The sequence below is a fragment of the Mesorhizobium sp. 131-2-1 genome, assembly GCF_016756535.1.
Classification (GTDB): domain Bacteria; phylum Pseudomonadota; class Alphaproteobacteria; order Rhizobiales; family Rhizobiaceae; genus Mesorhizobium.
The window spans coordinates 1180304-1198581 of the sequence record NZ_AP023247.1 but is presented as its reverse complement, the minus strand read 5'-3'; the positions used below and the strand labels follow the sequence as shown (position 1 = coordinate 1198581).

Annotated in this window: 16 protein-coding genes and 1 pseudogene; 5 read left to right on the top strand and 12 right to left on the bottom strand. The window is 65.6% G+C overall.

From position 1 onward, the window contains the following. Positions 1 to 50: 50 nt before the first annotated feature. Positions 51 to 438, bottom strand: a pseudogene (locus tag JG743_RS05830) (ectoine synthase). Between the two features lie 172 nt (positions 439 to 610). On the opposite strand from JG743_RS05830, the gene JG743_RS05825 reads away from it, so the two are divergent. Beyond that, on the top strand, positions 611 to 1498 hold the full coding sequence (locus JG743_RS05825) for a LysR substrate-binding domain-containing protein (protein ID WP_202298879.1): 888 nt from the start codon (positions 611 to 613) through the stop codon (positions 1496 to 1498). Between the two features lie 21 nt (positions 1499 to 1519). Here JG743_RS05825 and JG743_RS05820 read toward each other — a convergent pair whose 3' ends face one another. Genes JG743_RS05820 through JG743_RS05810 form a run of 3 tightly spaced genes read right to left on the bottom strand, consistent with a single transcriptional unit; the run spans position 1520 to position 4786 of the window. Then, a complete protein-coding gene (locus JG743_RS05820; RefSeq protein WP_202298878.1) occupies positions 1520 to 2521 on the bottom strand; it encodes a 4-hydroxyproline epimerase in 1002 nt (333 codons plus the stop codon). Between the two features lie 18 nt (positions 2522 to 2539). Next, positions 2540 to 3817, bottom strand: coding sequence for an NAD(P)/FAD-dependent oxidoreductase (locus tag JG743_RS05815; protein WP_244673069.1), 1278 nt, complete (start codon positions 3815 to 3817; stop codon positions 2540 to 2542). Between the two features lie 33 nt (positions 3818 to 3850). Next, positions 3851 to 4786 (bottom strand): dihydrodipicolinate synthase family protein, encoded by a 936-nt coding sequence (locus JG743_RS05810; RefSeq protein ID WP_202298876.1) that lies wholly within the window; start codon positions 4784 to 4786, stop codon positions 3851 to 3853. Positions 4787 to 4887: 101 nt separating this feature from the next. On the opposite strand from JG743_RS05810, the gene JG743_RS05805 reads away from it, so the two are divergent. Then, on the top strand, positions 4888 to 5547 hold the full coding sequence (locus JG743_RS05805) for a GntR family transcriptional regulator (RefSeq protein WP_202298875.1): 660 nt from the start codon (positions 4888 to 4890) through the stop codon (positions 5545 to 5547). Between the two features lie 6 nt (positions 5548 to 5553). On the opposite strand, the gene JG743_RS05800 is transcribed toward JG743_RS05805, so the two are convergent. The 3 genes from JG743_RS05800 to JG743_RS05790 form a co-directional block, all read right to left on the bottom strand. Further along, positions 5554 to 5874 (bottom strand): hypothetical protein, encoded by a 321-nt coding sequence (locus tag JG743_RS05800; protein WP_202298874.1) that lies wholly within the window; start codon positions 5872 to 5874, stop codon positions 5554 to 5556. Positions 5875 to 6121: 247 nt separating this feature from the next. Next, positions 6122 to 6427, bottom strand: coding sequence for a hypothetical protein (locus tag JG743_RS05795; RefSeq protein WP_202298873.1), 306 nt, complete (start codon positions 6425 to 6427; stop codon positions 6122 to 6124). Positions 6428 to 6826: 399 nt separating this feature from the next. After that, a complete protein-coding gene (locus tag JG743_RS05790) occupies positions 6827 to 8323 on the bottom strand; it encodes a CoA-acylating methylmalonate-semialdehyde dehydrogenase (protein WP_202298872.1) in 1497 nt (498 codons plus the stop codon). A 186-nt stretch (positions 8324 to 8509) separates the two neighbouring features. On the opposite strand from JG743_RS05790, the gene JG743_RS05785 reads away from it, so the two are divergent. From JG743_RS05785 to JG743_RS05775, 3 genes are all read left to right on the top strand, one after another. Then, positions 8510 to 9391, top strand: a complete 882-nt coding sequence (locus tag JG743_RS05785; protein ID WP_202298871.1) for a LysR family transcriptional regulator — start codon at positions 8510 to 8512, stop codon at positions 9389 to 9391. Between the two features lie 106 nt (positions 9392 to 9497). After that, positions 9498 to 9938 carry a hypothetical protein gene (locus JG743_RS05780; RefSeq protein WP_202298870.1) on the top strand — a complete coding sequence of 147 codons (441 nt, stop codon included), beginning with the start codon at positions 9498 to 9500 and terminating at the stop codon, positions 9936 to 9938. Between the two features lie 50 nt (positions 9939 to 9988). Beyond that, complete coding sequence (locus tag JG743_RS05775) at positions 9989 to 12100, top strand: phospholipase D-like domain-containing protein (RefSeq protein WP_202302452.1); 2112 nt, start codon at positions 9989 to 9991, stop codon at positions 12098 to 12100. Positions 12101 to 12108: 8 nt separating this feature from the next. Here JG743_RS05775 and JG743_RS05770 read toward each other — a convergent pair whose 3' ends face one another. From JG743_RS05770 to JG743_RS05750, 5 genes are all read right to left on the bottom strand, one after another. Further along, positions 12109 to 13365 carry a D-amino acid dehydrogenase gene (locus tag JG743_RS05770; protein WP_202298869.1) on the bottom strand — a complete coding sequence of 419 codons (1257 nt, stop codon included), beginning with the start codon at positions 13363 to 13365 and terminating at the stop codon, positions 12109 to 12111. A gap of 277 nt (positions 13366 to 13642) precedes the next feature. After that, positions 13643 to 14788 (bottom strand): alanine racemase, encoded by a 1146-nt coding sequence (gene alr / locus JG743_RS05765; RefSeq protein WP_202298868.1) that lies wholly within the window; start codon positions 14786 to 14788, stop codon positions 13643 to 13645. 109 nt (positions 14789 to 14897) lie between these two features. Then, on the bottom strand, positions 14898 to 15413 hold the full coding sequence (locus tag JG743_RS05760; RefSeq protein WP_202298867.1) for an RNA pyrophosphohydrolase: 516 nt from the start codon (positions 15411 to 15413) through the stop codon (positions 14898 to 14900). A gap of 156 nt (positions 15414 to 15569) precedes the next feature. Then, on the bottom strand, positions 15570 to 16751 hold the full coding sequence (locus JG743_RS05755) for a divergent polysaccharide deacetylase family protein (protein ID WP_202298866.1): 1182 nt from the start codon (positions 16749 to 16751) through the stop codon (positions 15570 to 15572). 200 nt (positions 16752 to 16951) lie between these two features. Beyond that, positions 16952 to 18277: a S41 family peptidase gene (locus tag JG743_RS05750; protein ID WP_202298865.1), complete on the bottom strand. Its 1326-nt coding sequence runs from the start codon at positions 18275 to 18277 to the stop codon at positions 16952 to 16954. Position 18278 lies beyond the last annotated feature (1 nt).

Below are 18278 nucleotides of genomic sequence, written 5' to 3'. Positions count from 1 at the left end.
ACGGCGAGGCGGTACGTGAAAGCCCAGCAGGATGGCGGCAGCGCGAATCTTCAGTAGGCGGAGCCGCCGTCGCCACTCAGACTGTGCCGTTCGGTGCCGTTGAGCGGCGGATTGAAGACGCTGACCAGCACCATGTCGCCGGCGCCGTCGGCGCGCAGATAGTGGTCGTCATGGGCGTCGAGCACGTAGATGGTTCCCGGGCTCGATGCGATGGATGGCGCCGGACATGTCCTCGACTTCGCCGCTGCCGGAGATGCAATAGCAGGCTTCGAGATGCCGTCGGTATTGCAGGCGCGATTCGCTGCCTGCCCGCACGATGGTATGACAGACGGTGAATCCCATGCCGTCCCGCTGGGTCAGCAGCCGGTGGCTGGTGCCGTTGCCCCAATCGACAAAGAAGTCAGTTTTTTCTACATCGGATAATTGCCTGGTGAACATGGCATCTCTCTCTATGAAAGGCGAGGAACGGCGACGACAGCGGATTGCTCTGGCTTCGCTTTGTTTTGGCTGCTATTTTCGCATCAGGTTTCGAAACGGGCTTCAGCATGTCGCGACCCGAGCCGGGTTTCAAATGACGGATTTTCGTCGGACACATTAGAAAAATTTATAGATGGACTATCTGCCGCTGAACGCGATCCGCGCTTTTGAGGCCGCCGCGCGCCATCTCAGCTTCTCGGCCGCCGGCGAGGAGCTGCATGTGACCCATCCGGCGATCAGCCATCAGATCAGGCGGCTGGAGGAATGGCTCGGCGTGCCCTTGTTCCACAGGGATGCCCGCAAGGTGCGGCTGACCGATGCCGGCCTCGCCCTGCAGGCGTCGGCGAACGCGGCGCTCTCCGATCTTGCGGCCGCATGCCGGCGCATTCGACGGAACGCTGCCGTCGCATCGCTGTCGGTGGGCTGCATCCCCTCCATTGCCAGCCGGTGGCTGGTGCCGCGCCTGCCGGATTTTACCGCGCGTCACCCCGGGATTGCGATCCGCGTCGCCTATGCAAAGGCCGAAGACCGGCTCGAGGACGATGACAACGACATCCTGATCACGCTCGGCGCGGACCCATCCCCCAAGGCCACCAGCCTCAAGCTCTTTTCCCGCATGAGCCGGCCCGCCTGCAGCCCTCACTATCTGGCGCGCAAGGGCCGGCTCGCCTCGCCGGTGGACATTGCGGCGGCGGAGCTTTTGCATGACGAAACCCGTCAAGGCTGGCGCGAATGGTTCTCGCAAGCCGGCATGGCCGGGGCCGATGTCGGCAACGGGCCCGTCTTCGCCGATTTCAACATTTTGGCGACGGCCGTCATCGCCGGCCACGGCGTCGCCCTTTGCCCGATCGAGGTCTTTCGCGAGGAGCTGCGGCGCGGCGATCTCGTGGTCGTCTCCGACATCGCAACCGACAAGGACAAAGGCTACTATCTGACGATGTCGGCGCAGCCCTCGGCCGCCGAAATCACCTTTGCCGACTGGTTCCGCGATCAGGTCTCGACTGGCGACGAGGCCGGTTGACGCTCTCGACCGGCGACAGCCTCACGTGACCACGAAGCCATGCGCGAACGGATCGCGGTCGTCGATGAAGATGGTGTTCAATCCGGTCATCCGCGCCCAGCCGCCGATTGAGGGGATGATCGCCGGCTTGCCGGCCACGACGACCTCCTTTTCGACCTTACCCTTGAACAGCGAGCCGATGATCGATTCGTGGACAAAGCTGTCGCCGGCCTTGAGCTTGCCCTTGGCGTGCAGCTGCACCATGCGCGCCGAGGTGCCGGTGCCGCAAGGCGAGCGGTCGATGGCCTTGTCGCCGTAGAAGACGGCGTTGCGCGCATCGGCTTCCGGATTTGTCGGCTTGCCGGTCCAAAGCATGTGCGACAGCCGGTTGATGCCAGGGTTCTCGGGATGCACGAAGGAGTATTTCTCATTGAGCCGCTGGCGCACCACCGGGCTCCAGGCGATGAGGTCGCCGGCCGAATGGTCGGCCATATCGCGGTAGTTCGCCTGCGGCTCGACGATGGCATAGAAATTGCCGCCATAGGCGACGTCGACGCTGATCTCGCCGAGCACCGGACATTCGACCGTCAGGCCTTCCGCGTAGAGGAAGGACGGCACGTTGGTGATGCGCACCTCTTCGACATACTCGCCGACCTGCTTGTACTCCGCGACGACCAGGCCAGCCGGCGTGTCCAACCTCAGCACGCCCGGCGTCTTCGGCTTGATCAGCCCATGCTCGATCGCCATCGTCACGGTGCCGATCGTGCCGTGGCCGCACATCGGCAGGCAGCCGGAGGTCTCGATGAACAGGATGGCGATGTCGCAGTCCTCGCGCGTCGGCGGATAGAGGATCGAGCCCGACATCACGTCATGGCCGCGCGGCTCGAACATCAGCCCGGTGCGGATCCAGTCGTATTCGGCGAGGAAATGGGCGCGCCGCTCCATCATGGATGAACCCTGGAGCAGCGGTCCGCCGCCGGCGACCAGCCTCACCGGATTGCCGCAAGTGTGGCCGTCGATGCAGAAGAAGGATTTTTTGGCCATGATGCTGCTACCTGGATGTCAGAACCGCTGCGGGCGGAATGGGGTTGGATCAAGCGGCGGAGTCTGCCCGAGAACGAGATCGCGGATCAAGCGTCCGGTGGCGGCTGCCTGGGTCAGGCCGAGATGGCCGTGGCCGAATGCGTAGTATGTGTTCGGCGCGCGCGCCCGGCCAATGACGGGCAGCGAATCCGGCAGCGACGGGCGATAGCCCATCCATTCGCGGCCGCCCGTCGGGTCCAGCCCCGGCAGGAAGGCCTTCGCCTTCTCCAGCATGGCCTTTGAGCGCGCGAAGTTCGGCGGCCGGTCGAGCCCGCCGAGCTCGACGGCGCCGCCGACGCGCAAGCCTGTTTCAAGCGGCGTGATGACGAAACCGTGCCCGGAGAAGATCAGCTGCCGCTTCACGTCGAAGGCGGTCTTCGGCAGTGTCGTGTTGTAGCCGCGCTCGGTCTCAAGCGGGATTCGCTCGCCGACCTCCCTGGCCAACAGATGCGACCATGCGCCGGCGGCGATGACGAGGTGGTTGGCCTTCCTGGTCGTGCCATCGGCAAGCACGATCGTCGCCCCATCCGCGCCGGCCTCGACCCGGTCGACGCGTGCGTGCTCGAAGCGGGCGCCGAGCCGTTCCGCATGGGCCCAGACCGCCTTGCCGAGCAGCTTGGGATCGGCGACGGTCTTCCAGCTTGGCACGAAGGTACCCTTGACGAAGCGTGGCGAGAGGCCTGGCTGCAGAGTAGCCATCTCCTCGCCCTCGACATGGCGGAAACCGATGCCGAAACGTTCGCGCTCCGCCCAGCCCGGCAGCGAGGCGCGGAACTCCGTCTCGCTCTCGTAGAACTCCAGCGAGCCGTCCTCGCGCAGCATCCGCCTGGTGCCGGAGCGGTCGAGTAGCCCCATCCATTCGGCCTCGGCGAGCTTCATCATGCCGGCCTGGGCGGCGAGGCCCGCCTCGAAGTTCCTTGCCGCCCCGGCGCGCCAGAAGCGGATCAGCCAGGGCAGCAGCCTGGGCAGATAGGCCGGAGGAATGCTGAGCGGCCCAAGCGGGTCGGCGAGCCATTTCGGCAATTGCCGGATCATGCCCTTGTGCGCCAGCGGCAGCACGTCGGAGAAGGCGAAGGCGGCGGCATTGCCGGAGCTCGTCTCCTCGCAGATGCCCGTGCGATCGAAGATCGTGACGTTTCGCCCGGCTTCGGCGAGATAGGTGGCGGCGCAGATGCCGATGATGCCGCCGCCGATGATGGCAATGTCTTCTTCCCCTTCCCGCCGTTCGCGGGAAGGGCGGCGCCCTGCATCTGCCAATCCTGAATTTCCTTGCACGCGAATGCTGTTCCCTTATTCGGCCGCGGCCAACTTCTCCGCCGATCGAGGAGAATTCTGCAATGACGGCAGTTTCGGCCGCACCGCCAGCGCATCCCGGACGATCTTTTCCACCGCCTTGCGGCGCTCGCCCGACAGCGGCTGGCGCGGCATGCGAACGCGGTCATTGGTATCGATCGCCAGCACTTCAGCAAGCTTGATGTTTTGGACCAGATAGGTCGAGACGTCGAGGTCGAGCAGCGGCCGGAACCAGCGATAGATCTCCAGCGCCTCCCCGCGCCGGCCCTGCTTCATCAGCTGGTAGATCGCCACCGTCTCGCGCGGGAAGGCGGTGACCAGCCCCGCCACCCAGCCGATGGCGCCGACCGACAGCGCCTCGAAGGCAAGATTGTCGACGCCGGTGAACAGATCGTAGCGGTCGCCGAACCGGTTGATGATCTCGGTCGAGCGGCGGATGTCGTCGGAGGATTCCTTGATGGCGACGAACCGCGCGTCGGACGCCAGTTCCTCCATCAGGTCGACCGTGACGTCGACGCGGTAGGCCAGCCGGTTGGAGTAGATCATGACCGGCAGGTCGCCGGCCTCCGCCACGGCGCGCAACGCGGCGACCGTCTCTCGCGGGTCGGTATGGTAGATCGGGCTCGGAACCACCATCAATCCGCTGGCCCCGGCCTGCGCGGCGCGGCGCGCGATGCTTGCCGCCTCGCGGGTGCCGGCTTCGTTGACGGTGAGCAGCACCGGCTTGCCTCCGGCGACCTTCTGCGCCGTCTTCAGCACCTCGATCTTCTCGTCATGCGACAGCATCGGTCCCTCGCCGAGCGAGCCGCAGACGATGATGCCGTCGCAGCCGGCCTCCATCTGCAGCGCGTAGCAGCGCTCCATCTCGGCATGATCGAGACGGTCGTCCTCGGTGAATTTGGTCGTGACGGCGGGGAAAATTCCGGTCCACATGGCAACACCTCCAATCTGATATATCAGTGATATATCTATCAGGAAACCGACTGTCAATGCGGAATCTGCTATGATATATGGAAAATATATCAGGAGGCGGGATGGCGCTGTTGGAAGATATATCTCGTTTCGAGCCGGCGGCGGCGAAGGCCTATCGCGCGCTCGAGCATATGATCGTCACGCTCGAACTGGCGCCGGCAAGCTTCGTCACCGAGGGCGCGCTGATCGAGCGCCTCGGGCTCGGCCGCACGCCGGTGCGCGAGGCGATCCAGCGCCTGGCCTGGGAGGGTCTGCTCGACGTCCGCCCTCGCGCCGGCATCGCGATTGCGCCGCTTCATCCCGGTGCCTGGTTGCGCGTGATCGATGCGAGGCGTGGCGTCGAGGTGGTGCTGGCCCGTTCGGCCGCCCGCTTCGTCACCCGCGAGGCGGCGGACCTGTTCCATGAAGCCGCCCTCGCTATGCAGAAAGCGGTCATCTCGGGCAATGTTCTGGCCTTCATCCAGGCCGACAAGGCGCTCGACGAGGCACTGGCGCTGGCTGCCGACAACCCCTTCGCGGCGCGGGTGGCGGCGCCCCTGCAGACGCACAGCCGACGTTTCTGGTTTCGCTACAAGTCGGATACAGGACTCGCCGAATCGGCTGAGCACCACGTCGCGCTGATCCGCTCGATCCTCGCCGGCGATGAGGAAGCCGCCGCCAAGGATGCCAAGCGCCTGATGGCACTGCTGCGCGGCCATGCCGAGACGGCCGCCACGCGTTGAGCGATCTCAGTATCGCGCGTCATGACCGGCCGGCGCAGCCACGCTTTCCCAATTGTTGCCGGCCGCGATGATGCAGCTCGTGCCGTCGACGTCGGTGACGAAGATGGTCCAGGTTCCGCTCTGGCCGACGAACACTTCCATAATAGCGACCTGGCCGATCAACCCGAAAGCAAACTGCCGTTCCTGGAAATTCTCGCTGAGATGGGCAACCAGAGCGCTATGCTTGACACAGTATTGGTATTGAGCGCCCGCGCTGTTCGTGCCCATCGCCAGCGCACCGGCGAGAACCAGGTTTCTCGCCCAACCCAAAAAGGACTTGCGTGCCATGGGGCACCTCCTTTTGCCAACGCGTCCCGGCAAAAGGAGACAGCCTCATTTTGCCGGAGCCACCCAGGCCGGTTCCGACGTCATCATCGCGTCGTTCCTTTCTGCGTTCCGGTCTGCCATCAATGGGAACTTCTGGATGTTCCCATTATGTTCCATATATGGTGACGGTAACGGCAAAGCGCAAGCGGGCGCCTCATCAGGCGCTCGCCGATCCAACGCGGGATACGCTGATCAAGGAGAAGCGCGTTCAGGTACCCGGCAGTGCCGCCACTTGCGTTGTACGGTCCCAGCCCTCCCCGGCCGAAATAACGCAGCTCAGCCCGTGGGTGTCGGTGGCCAGGATGGTCCAGGTGCCCTGTTCGGAAACGAAGACCTCGAGGATAACGCTGGGGTTGACCAGGCCGCGCGCGGTCTCGCTTTCGTGAAACTTCTCGCCCAGCGCCTTGACGATATCGGTCCGCGCCGCGCATTGCCCGGCTGCATTCGCCTGGCCGGCTGCAGCCGATATCATGGCTGCAGCAATGCCCATCGTTGCCACAAGACGTCGTGTCATCCGACACCTCCTCGCGCCGGACAAGAACCCCGGCAGCTACCGGCGCTGTTGATTGGCCTGCGCTTGGCAGGAATACAGCCTAAGGCGAATGATGGTCTGTTGGTTCCATCACACAGCAGTGGATTTCTCAGGACGCGCAGATGCCCTGGTGGCGTGCCGCGACGGAAATCATGCGCCTCGAGTTACGCTCCCCTTCGTGGGAGACCAAGGCGACAAGTTTGTCCGAGCATGGAAGAGGTGAAGCTCCATGGAAAAAAGCGCGGTTTGCGCCGCGCTTTCTCCGTTGGTTTTTCTCGGCTTAGTTCATCGTCGGGATGACGAATTCCGCACCGTCCTTGATGCCCGCCGCGCGCCCGCAGCCGCATCGCGGCGAGGACGCGCAAACTGGGAACCGTCCGGTCAGTTCATCGTCGGGATGACGAACTCGGCGCCGTCCTTGATGCCGGACGGCCAGCGCGAAGTGACCGTCTTGGTCTTGGTGTAGAAGCGGAACGCATCCGGGCCATGCTGGTTGAGGTCGCCGAAGGACGACGCCTTCCAGCCACCGAAGGTGTAGTAGGCGATCGGCACCGGGATCGGCACGTTGACGCCGACCATGCCGACCTGAACACGCGAGGCGAAGTCACGCGCGGCGTCGCCGTCGCGGGTAAAGATGGCGACGCCATTGCCCATCTCGTGATCGTTGGCGAGCTTGATGGCGTTCTCATAGGTCGGCGCACGCACCACCGAGAGCACCGGCCCGAAGATCTCTTCCTTGTAGATGCGCATGTCGGCGGTGACGTTGTCGAACAGGCAGCCGCCCATATAGTAGCCGTTCTCGTAGCCCTGCATGGTGAAGCCGCGGCCGTCGACGACGAGCTTGGCGCCTTCCTTGACGCCGATATCGACATAGCCCTTGACGCGCTCGAGCGCCTGCGCCGTCACCAGCGGGCCGAAATCGGCCGACGAGTCCGTCGACGGGCCGACCTTGAGGCTTTCGACGCGCGGTATGAGCTTTTCCATCAGCCGGTTGGCAGTGTCGTTGCCGACCGGAACCGCAACCGAGATCGCCATGCAGCGCTCGCCGGCCGAACCGTAGCCGGCGCCGATCAGCGCGTCGACGGTCTGGTCCATGTCGGCGTCGGGCATGATGATCATGTGGTTCTTGGCGCCGCCGAAGCACTGCACGCGCTTGCCGGCCGCGGTGCCGCGCGAATAGATGTAGTGGGCGATCGGCGTCGAGCCGACGAAACCGACGGCCTTGATGTCCGGATCGTCGAGGATCGCGTCGACCACTTCCTTGTCGCCGTTGACGACATTGAGGATGCCGGCAGGCAGGCCGGCCTCGATGAACAGTTCGGCAATGCGGATCGGCACGCCCGGATCGCGCTCGGAAGGCTTCAGGATGAAGGCATTGCCGCAGGCGATGGCCGGCGCGATCTTCCACAGCGGGATCATCGCCGGGAAATTGAACGGCGTGATGCCGGCGACGACGCCGAGCGGCTGGCGCATCGAGTAGACGTCGATGCCGGGGCCGGCGCCGTCGGTGAACTCGCCCTTCATCATGTGCGGCGCGCCGATGCAGACTTCGACCACTTCGAGGCCGCGCTGGATGTCGCCCTTGGCGTCGGCGATGGTCTTGCCATGCTCGCGCGCCAGGATGTCGGCCAGTTCGTCATAGTCGCGGGCGACCAGTTCGAGGAACTTCATCAGCACGCGCACGCGGCGCTGCGGGTTGGTGGCAGCCCACTTGGGCTGCGCCGCCTTGGCGTTCTCGACGGCGGCGCGCAATTCTGCCTGCGAAGCCAGCGCCACCGTGCCGCGGACGGAGCCGTCCATCGGCTGCATCACGTCCTGCTTGCGGCCGCTGGTCCCGGCGACATGCTTGCCGCCGATGAAATGACCGTAGTCGATCATGGTTTCTCTCCCTGTGTTTTGATGATGGCGCATTGTCCGCCTTTGCCGGGGCGAAGGCAACGCGAGCGAGAACGCAACCGTTGTGCGAAAAATAGACAACGATGGAGAGCTGTGCATTAATTGTCGCAAATGGCGAGTTGCTGCTGATTGGAGAAAGGACTGACGGTTGCGTTCCTTCACACCCCCATGAACTGGGATGACGTCCGCATCTTCCTCGCCGTGGCGCGCGCCGGCCAGATCCTCGGCGCGGCGAAGCGCCTGGAGCTCAACCACGCCACCGTCTCGCGCCGCATCGCCGCGCTCGAGGAGGCGCTGCGCACAAAACTCTTCCGCCGCCTGACCACCGGCAGCGAGCTGACGCCAGCCGGCGAGCGCTTCCTCGACATCGCCGAGCGCATGGAGAGCGACATGATCGCCGCACGCTCGACCATCGCCGGCGAAGGCGACGATATCTCGGGCACGGTGCGCATCGGCGCCCCCGACGGCTTTGGCGTCGCCTTCCTGGCGAAACGGCTGGGAGAACTGACCGCCCTTCACCGCGAGCTCACCATCCAGCTGGTGCCGGTGCCGCGCTCCTTCTCGCTGTCCAGGCGCGAGGCCGACATCGCCATCACCGTCGAGCGCCCGACCGAGGGCCGGCTGGTGGCCGGCAAGCTGGTCGACTACACGCTCGGCCTGTTCGCCTCGCGCGCTTATGCCGAAGCCAACGGCCTGCCGGCGACGCCGGCCGAACTCGACCGACACACGCTGATCGGCTACGTGCCGGACCTCATCGTCAGCCCGTCGCTCGACTATGCCGCCGAGTTCAGTGCCGACTGGCGCACCAGCTTCGCCATCTCTTCGGCGCTCGGCCAGGCCGAGGCGGTGCGCTCGGGCGCCGGCATCGGCATCCTGCACACATTCGTCGCCCGCTCGATGCCGGAACTGGTTCCCGTCGACATCGTCGCGCCGATCCGCCGCGCCTACTGGCTGGTCTACCACGAATCGGTAAGGCCGCTGCGTCGGGTGCAGATCGTCGCCAACTTCATCACCAGGGCGGTGGAGCGGGAACGCGGTCTTTTCGTCTGAATCGCTTGCCTTGCGCTTGCCACAAAATCGGCGAGTGTGGCATCAGCTGATCGAGCGGCTGTAACGCCGGGGCGGGGACTTCTTTCGGAAAGCTGGCGCGGAGAAAATGCGAGCCGTTCTTGCCATCCTGCCGCTGGCCTGCCTCTCTGCTTGCGCCAACCCGTGGACGAAAGTGCCGGAGGCCGAGCTGCCGAAGCCGATCCGCTCTGCGATGGCCCGCCCCTCGCCTTTGGTCATCGGCAATTATTGCGGGCCGGGCACCCGCTCCGGCGACCTGTCGCTGCGGCCGGTCGACCGGCTCGACGCCGCGTGCCAGGTCCACGACGCCTGCTACATCGCCCGCCGCAACCATTGCGACTGCGACGGCGCTCTTGTCGCCTCGGCGCGGGCGATCCGCGATGACAAGACCGCACCGAGGGCGATGCGCAACGAGGCCGAGCTGCTGATCGCCACATTCGCCGTTCCCGTCTGCAAGGTCTTCCCGCAGGGTTTCATGCCGCCGCGCGATCCCACCCAGCTCAAGGCCATGAACGGGGCGACAGGGTGACGCGTCGCAATCTCGCATGCCTGGCCCTGCTCTGGTTGGCGCTCGCGGCAATGGCCGGCTGCGCCGGCATGCCCGGCCGCTCCGCCTGTGCTTTCTTTCCGGGCGACCACGCCTGCGACCGGCCGCCGGTCTCCGCCGACGCCACCGGCGCCGAGATCGCGACCGCGCACTATTTCGGGAATGACGGCAACGGCGCCTACGAGAAACGGTTCCAGGCGCTGCTCGCCCAGAGTCGGCTCGACGCGCTCGACCGAACGAACGGCACCGGCCGTTTCGGCCGTGACTGGCGCGATATCCACAACAGCCGTTTCCAGGCGACCTACCGGGCGCTGCAGCGGCTGGCGAAACCGCTCGACACGGCCGAACCGGCGCCGGCAGGCGGCAAACCCGGCGAGGGTCATTTCACCGGGCGCTGGCGCATGTCGCGCCAGACGCTCTATCTTGATGCCGCCGCCCCGCCCTCCGGGCCCAGGACATACAGCTTTTCCGGGCTGGAGGCGCGCTCGGTCGAGATCGTGCTTCGCCAGACCGGTCTGAAGCCGCTCGACATAGGTGGCACCTGCGACGGGCCGCTGGCAATCCGCGCCGCGGGACGATCGAGCACCATTGCGGCGGGGTCGGCGTTCCATCTCAGCCTGCCGGCGGCCGAAACATCCGTGAGCCTGTTTCCCGGCGAGGCGCTGACCCGCTGCGACCTGCGCGTCCGCTCCGACCCCGCGCCGGCCGGCGCGCCGCTGACCATCCTGCGCGAGGAGGTTGCCGACCCGTGGATCGCCGCGCTCGACAGCCGCTACGACCGCTGTCCGGTGCCCGATCCCTCGGGACTGGAGGAGCTTGACCGCGTCTTCTACGCCGGCCGCTGGCTGTCGCAGACTTGCGCGCTGCCGCTCGACAAGCCGCTCCTGCTGCGCAAGTCGCGCGACGGCTTCAATGCCAAGGTCGAGGCCTTGCTGGGCGCGAGGCTTTCCGACAGCGCCTTCGACAAGGCCGATCCCGAACTGCCGCTCGATTTCTCCCATGCGCCGAAACTCAGGCTGATCTATCTGTCCTCGCTGGAGTTCAAGGCCGACTTTTCCGGCCGCGTAATGGAGCGGCTGGTCCGCCACCATGCCGCCTTGGGCACCAAGGTGCGCATCCTGGTCACCGATGTGCTGGAGCGCGAGAAGGACGACGCCCTGCTGCACCGGCTGGCGGCCGAATTCCCCAATGTCCAGCTTCAGGAATACCGTTGGCGAGCCGACCATGGCGCGCCGATCGACGAGCAGATCTCACAGTTGCACAAGACCCATCACGTCAAGATGCTGGCGACGCTGGCCGAGGATCCCGGCCGTTCGAGGGTCATCATCGGCGGCCGCAACATCCATGACGGCTTCCTGTTCCACAGCCCGGTCGACCTGTCGCGTTATCCGGACCTGCAGCAATACGGCAAGACCGACGGCTTCTCGCTGAACTACTATTCGAACTGGAGCGACTTCGACATCGAGTTCGCCGATCCGGCGACGGTCGAGACGCTCGCCGCGCATCTGTCGACCGTATGGCTGCGCGATGCCGACACCAACATTTCGCGGCCGTTCTCCATTCCGGTCCGCGCCAGCGGCCGGCGCCCGCAAGGCGTGGCCCGGCACTTCATTTCCGTGCCCTACGAGGACGGCCACGCGCTGGAGAGCTACTTCGTCGACTTGATCGACACCGCCGAGCACCATATCGAGATCGTCAATCCCTATCTCAATCTGACGCCGAAACTTGCCCTGGCCTTCGACCGGGCGCTGGCAAGAGGCGTCAAGATCGACATTGTCGGCCGGATCGATCTCAAGGGCGACATCGGCGGCAAGTTCCTCACCGCGCTCAACAAGCTGTTCGTCGAAAAGTATGGCGACCGCATCGACATCCGCGAATTCAAGGCGCCTGACGTGGTGCTGCACTCCAAGATCATGATGATCGATGAGAGGCTGGTGACGATCTCGTCGGTCAACCTCAACAACCGCAGCTTCTTCCACGACTCGGAGAACGGCATGACCGTTCTCGACCCCGCTTTCTACGCCAGGATGAGGCCGGTCTATGAGGACTATCTCGCGCATTCGAACCCGGTCGCCACCATTGTGACGATCCCCTGGGCCTACAGGCTGCTGTTCAGCCAGGGCTCGGTGAAGCAGGCGTTTTGACGGGTGCGCTACTTCAAATACCGCTCCGGCCCGAGGTCGCGCGCGTTGATCTCCGGCACACGGCTGGAGATGATGTCGGCCAGCACCTTGGCCGAGCCGCAGGCCATGGTCCAGCCGAGCGTGCCGTGGCCGGTGTTGAGATAGAGGTTGGACAGTTCGCTGCGGCCGACCAGCGGCGGGCCGTCCGGCGTCATCGGCCGCAAGCCGCACCAGAAGGTCGCCGCCTTGAGGTCGCTGCCATCGGGGAAGAGATCGCCGACCGAATGCTCCAGCGTGCGCCGGCGCGATTCGTGCAGCCTCATATCGAAGCCGGAAATCTCCGCCGTGCCGCCGACGCGGATGCGGTCGCCGAGCCTGGTGATCGCCACCTTGTAGGTCTCGTCCATCACCGTCGAGACGGGCGCGGCATCGGCATCCTTGATCGGCACGGTGATCGAATAGCCCTTGACCGGATAGACCGGGATCGGCCGTTTCACCCAGCGCATCGCCTGCGCCGAATAGCTGCCCATCGCCATCACATAGGCATCCGCCGCCTTCCAGCCCTTGGTGGTGTGGATATTGTGCACGCGGTTGCGGCTGCGGATGATGCGCCTGATCACGGTGTCGTATTCGAAGGTGACGCCGCGCGCCACGCAGAGCTCCGCCAGCCGGTCGGTGAACATCTTGCAGTCGCCGGTTTCGTCGCCCGGCAGCCTGAGGCCGCCGACGAATTTTCCGCGCACGCCGGCCAGCGCCGGCTCCGCCGCGATGCAGCCCTCGGGATCGAGGACTTCATAGGGAACGCCGTATTTCTTCAGCACCTCGACGTCGCCGCCTGTGCCGTCGAGCTGCTTTTGCGTACGGAAAAGCTGCAGCGTGCCCTTGGACCGCTCGTCATAGGCGATGCCGGTCGTCTGGCGCAGCGCCTTCAGCGTATCGCGGCTGTATTCGGCAAGCGGCACCATGCGCGACTTGTTGAGCGCATAGCGCTCGGCCGTGCAGTTGCGCAGCATCTTCAAAAGCCACGTCCACATATGCGGATCGAAGGCCGGCCGCACCACCAGCGGACCGTGCTTCATCAACAGCCATTTGATCGCCTTCAGCGGGATGCCCGGGCCGGCCCAGGGCGAGGCATAGCCTGGCGAGACCTCGCCGGCATTGGCGAAGCTGGTTTCCAGCGCCGGACCTTTCTGGCGATCGAACACCGTCACTTCGTGGCCGGCCTCGGCAAGGAAGTAGGCGGTGGTGACCCCGATCACGCCGCCGCCCAGCACGAAGATCTTCATCGCATCGCTCTCCACGACGACGTCTCGTCAGGGCTCTCACTGTCATGTGGCGCATGATCCTTTGCCAGGATCGATCCAATTTCGGGGTCATGCGCAGGCCGGGGTCGTCGCCCCCTGTCTGCCGGATTTTGCGGCGTCCGCCAAGGGGTTGCGCCAGGCGACGATCCCGAAAACGCTATGCATGTCGCCCAAAAGTGCGCAGCGGTTTTGGGAGAACGACATGCATCAAGACAAGAACCTGAAGCGCGTCGCATGCGGCCGTTCAACTCGACGCGCTTCAGTCGTTCACATAGCGCCGGTGAAAGCGCGGTCCGAGGCTGGTCAGGATCTCGTAGCCGATCGTGCCGGCATGGCCGGCCGCGTCGTCGACGCTCTGTGACGGACCAAGCAGTTCGACCAGGTCGCCTTCGCTGAGCCTGCCGGGCGGCAAGGCGGAAATGTCGAGGATGATCGAATCCATCGACACCCGTCCGACGAAGGGCAGCCGCGCGTTTTCGAACCAGGCGGCGGAGACGGCGCGCCGGTGCCAGCCATCGGCATAGCCGAGCGAGATCGTCGCCAGCCTGAGCGCATCCTGCGCGCGATAAGTGTGGCCGTAGCCGACGCCTGCCCCTTTCTCGACGCTTCGCGTCTGTACCACCTTGGCCTGCAGCCGCACCACCGGCAGCATCGGGTTCGGATCCGCCGGCGTCGGATTGATGCCGTACAGCGCCGCGCCAGGGCGGACGAGATCGAAATGGAAGGCCGGCCCGAGAAAGATGCCGGAGGAATTGGCCAGCGAGGCCGGCGCTTCGGGCAGCATCTTGCGCAAGCGCTCGAACGCCAGCCACTGCCGCTCGTTGGCCGGATGCGCCGGCTCGTCGGCGCAGGCGAGATGGCTCATGACCAAAGTGGGTGCGATGCCGTCGAAGGCATCCGGCGTGTGGCTCAGCTCTTCGACCTCCGCCGGCGGCATGCCGAGCCTGGACATGCCGCTGTCGACCTGGATTGCGGCCGGCAGCTTGCGGCCGGCCTGTTGGCCGGCCTCGCTCCAGGCTTCGAGCTGCGCGGCGCTGTTGATGACGGCGCAAAGGCCGGCTTCGACCGCCTCGTTTTCCGAGCCCGGCGGCAGCCCGTTCAGCACATGGATCACCGGCCCGCGCCCGAGCGCCTTGCGCAGCGCGATGCCTTCGGAGAGCAGGGCGACGAAGAAGCTGGTGCAGCCTTCCGCCGCCAGCGCCGCCGCCACCGCCGCGGCGCCCAGCCCATAGCCGTCGGCCTTGACCACGCCGGCGCAACGGGCGCTGCCCGCCCGCGCCTTCAGCCGCCGGTAGTTCTCCCTGATGGCGCCGAGATCGATGGTCAGGATCGCCCCGGCCTCAACCGCGCTGGCCGGTCCGGCAGCTTCCATGTTCGGGATAGGCCTTTCGGCGGCGTCGTCCATGCCGGCCCCCATTTGCATCGATCATCAATAGAGCATGACGCCGAAAAGTGGGAACCGGTTTTTGGCAAGATGATACCTGAGACTGCGGCTGTCGAGGCGGCAACGCGCGCTAAGCCACCAGATGCTGGAACGCCGCCACCACCTCTTCATAGACCCGGCGCTTGAACGGCACGATCAGCCCGGACAGGTCATGCATCGGCCGCCATGCCCATTTGTCGAACTCGGCTGTGTGGCCGCCCGGCGGCGGGTTGATCTGGATTTCGCCGATGTCTCCGTGGAAGCGGTAGGCGAACCATTTCTGCGTCTGGCCGCGATAGCGTCCCTTGAAGGCGACGCCGACCAGATGCGCCGGCAGATCGTAGTTGATCCAGTCCGGCGCCTCGGCGAGCAACGAGACCGAGCGCATGCCGGTTTCCTCGTAGAGCTCCCGCTCCGCCGCCTCGAGCGGCTCCTCGCCCTTGTCGATGCCGCCCTGCGGCATCTGCCAGAGTTGCGTCGTGCCGGAGAACTCGCTGTCCGGCTCGGCGATGCGATGGCCGACCCAGACCAGCCCGTCGCCATTCAGGATCATCAGGCCGACGCAGGGACGATAGGGCAGTGTTTCAGGATCGATCTTTTTGGCCATAAATGAAGGTTTCCAGCCGTTTTGAGAATTCGCTCCGGCGAGGCAGGTGGCGAGCGGTTTCGAGAACCGGAGCGGAGCGTACTTAAAGTACGTGAGCACCGGAAGCGCAGAAAACGCCGCCAGATGCCCGCCGGAGTATAATTATCAAGACGGCTGCTAGCCTTTTTGCGGATCGATCGCTACCGCCGAGATCGGCACGATCTCGATACCGCGCTTCTTCGCCTCGGCCACCCAGGCCGAGACGGTGTCGACTGTCAGGTCGAAGGCCGAGCCGATGCCGACGGCGGTGCCCTTGGCCCGTGCGGTTGCTTCCAGCTCGTCCAGTTTCTTGAGGATCGCGCCGCGCTCCTGCACCGCGTCGATCGATGAGTCGCCGGCAACGAAGGGCACGCCGTCCTTCAGCGCCAGGTCCGGCGCCAGGCTGCGCGCCGACGAGCCGTCATCGACATAAGCGAGGCCCCTTTTGCCGAGTTCGGCCATGAACGGCGCCATCGCCGCCGGATCGGACGAGAACCGCGCGCCCATATAGTTCATGACGCCGGTATAGTTGGTCGTCCGCGACAACGCCCAATGCAGGCTCTTCAGGTTTTCGTCCGGGCTCGCCGCCACCGTCAGCGTGTTGCGGCCGGGATTGACGTTGGGAAAGTCGAACGGCTCGAGCGGGATCTGCATCACGATCTCGTGCCCGCTCTGCCGCGCCGCCTGCATCCAGCGGCCGATGCTGTTGCCTTGCGGCGCGAAGCCCAGCGTCACCTCGGGCGGCAATTTGGCGATGGCCGCCTGCGTGCCGGTCTGCGAAACGGCAAGCCCGCCGATGACAATCGCCACGCGCGCGCCGCGCGATCCCGACCAGGGCCGCGCATAGACGTCGAACGGCCGCCTGCCGTCGGCGGCGCGGATCGGCAGCGGGCCGGTCTCGCCGGCCTCGATCAGCGCCCTGTCGGGGATATGCGCGACTTTCAGGTTCTGGCCGATCGACGACGGATCGCGGATGACGATTGCCGCCTTGGGCGGACCGTCGCCTTCCTCGGTCTGGACATGGATGATCTGCGGCCCGCCGGCCTTGGGCGTTTCGACCTTGGGCGCCGCCGTCGCCGTCTCCACGGCCGGCGCAGGCGTCGCGGCCGGGGCCGGCGTCACCTTCGGCGTCGACACCGCGACCTCTTGCGGCTTGCGGAACGGTTTTTCGCGCAGGGCGATCGCGCCGGAGACCCCGATCACCGCAAGCACGGCGAGCGTCGCCGCGACCGTGCCGCTGCTGATGCCGCGCGACGCAACGCGTTGCGGCCGCGGCGTCTGCCCGAGCGGGCGTTCGATGTCCTTGCCGATGTCCACCAAGCCGCAACCCCGAAACGCCGCCGGCAGGTGGAACACCTGCCGGAAACCGGCGCAATCCAACCGCTTCGGCGCCTACCGCGCCTCGGGCGCGACGCGCCAGCCGCGTTCTCCCGAATCAAACTGCCGGAACCTCGCGGTCCCGGCAGCATCGCATTGCTTCGATCCACCGGCCAGACCTCTTGGTCTGGTCCGCCGAATCCTTACTGGTTCAGCACGGCCTTCTGCGGATTCGGCGGGAAGGACGGATCGGTCTTCTGGCCGCGCAGCAGCTGCTCGGCGTAGATCAGCTGCAAATCGTCCTTCGGATCCGGCGGCACATAGGCGGCCGAGCCGGAGCCCGTTGCGCCCTCGTCTGCACCCTTGATGTGGCCCTTGAGATCCGATTCGCCGCGGGTCAGATCCCTGCCCTGCAGGTCCGGCGGCAGCGGCTGCTCGACCTTGATGTCGGGCGTTATGCCCTTGCCCTGGATCGACTTGCCGGACGGCGTGTAATAGAGCGCCGTCGTCAGCCTGAGCGCGCCGTTCTCGCCGAGCGGGATGATGGTCTGCACCGAGCCCTTGCCGAAGGACTGCGTGCCGACCACCGTGGCGCGGCGCAGGTCCTGCAGCGCGCCGGCGACGATTTCGGATGCGCTCGCCGAGCCGCCATTGACCAGCACGATCATTGGCTTGCCGTTGATGTCGTCGCCCGCCCTCGCGTCGAAACGGGTGACGTCCTTCGGATCGCGGCCGCGCGTCGAGACGATCTCGCCACGGTCGAGGAAGGCGTCCGACACGCTCACCGCCTGGTCGAGCAGACCGCCCGGATTGAGGCGCAGGTCGAGCACGTAGCCCTTGAGCTTGTCGGCCGGCACCTGCTTCTTGATGCTGTCGATGGCGTTCTCGAGATCGTCATAGGTCTTCTCGGTGAACGAGGTGATCTTCATGTAGCCGATGTCGTTCTCGACCCGGAACTTGACCGCCTTGACCTTGATGATGTCGCGCACCACCGTCAGTTCGATCGGCTTGTCGGCGCCCTGGCGCAGGATGGTGAGCTTGATCGGCGTGTTGACCGGACCGCGCATCTTCTCGACGGCGTCGTTCAGGGTCAGGCCGCGCACTTCCTCGCCATCGATCTTGGCGATGTAGTCGCCGGCCAGCACACCCGCCTTGGCGGCCGGCGTGTCGTCGATCGGCGTGATCACCTTGACCAGGTCGTTCTCCATGGTGACCTCGATGCCGAGGCCGCCGAACTCGCCCTTGGTCTGCACGCGCATGTCCTGCGCCTGTTCGGCGTTCATGTAGGACGAGTGCGGATCAAGCGAGGCCAGCATGCCGTTGATGGCGTTCTCGACCAGCGACTTGTCGTCCGGCGGCGTCACATACTGTGCCCGCACGCGCTCGAAAATGTCGCCGAAGATCGCCAGTTGCTTGTAGGTCTCGGAGCCCGCAGCGTTCGCCGTCGAGCCTGGCGCGCCGTAGACCAGGCTCATCGCTGACGCGCCCATCAGCGCGCCGGCGAACAGAAGCGAAAGTTTCCGCATCATT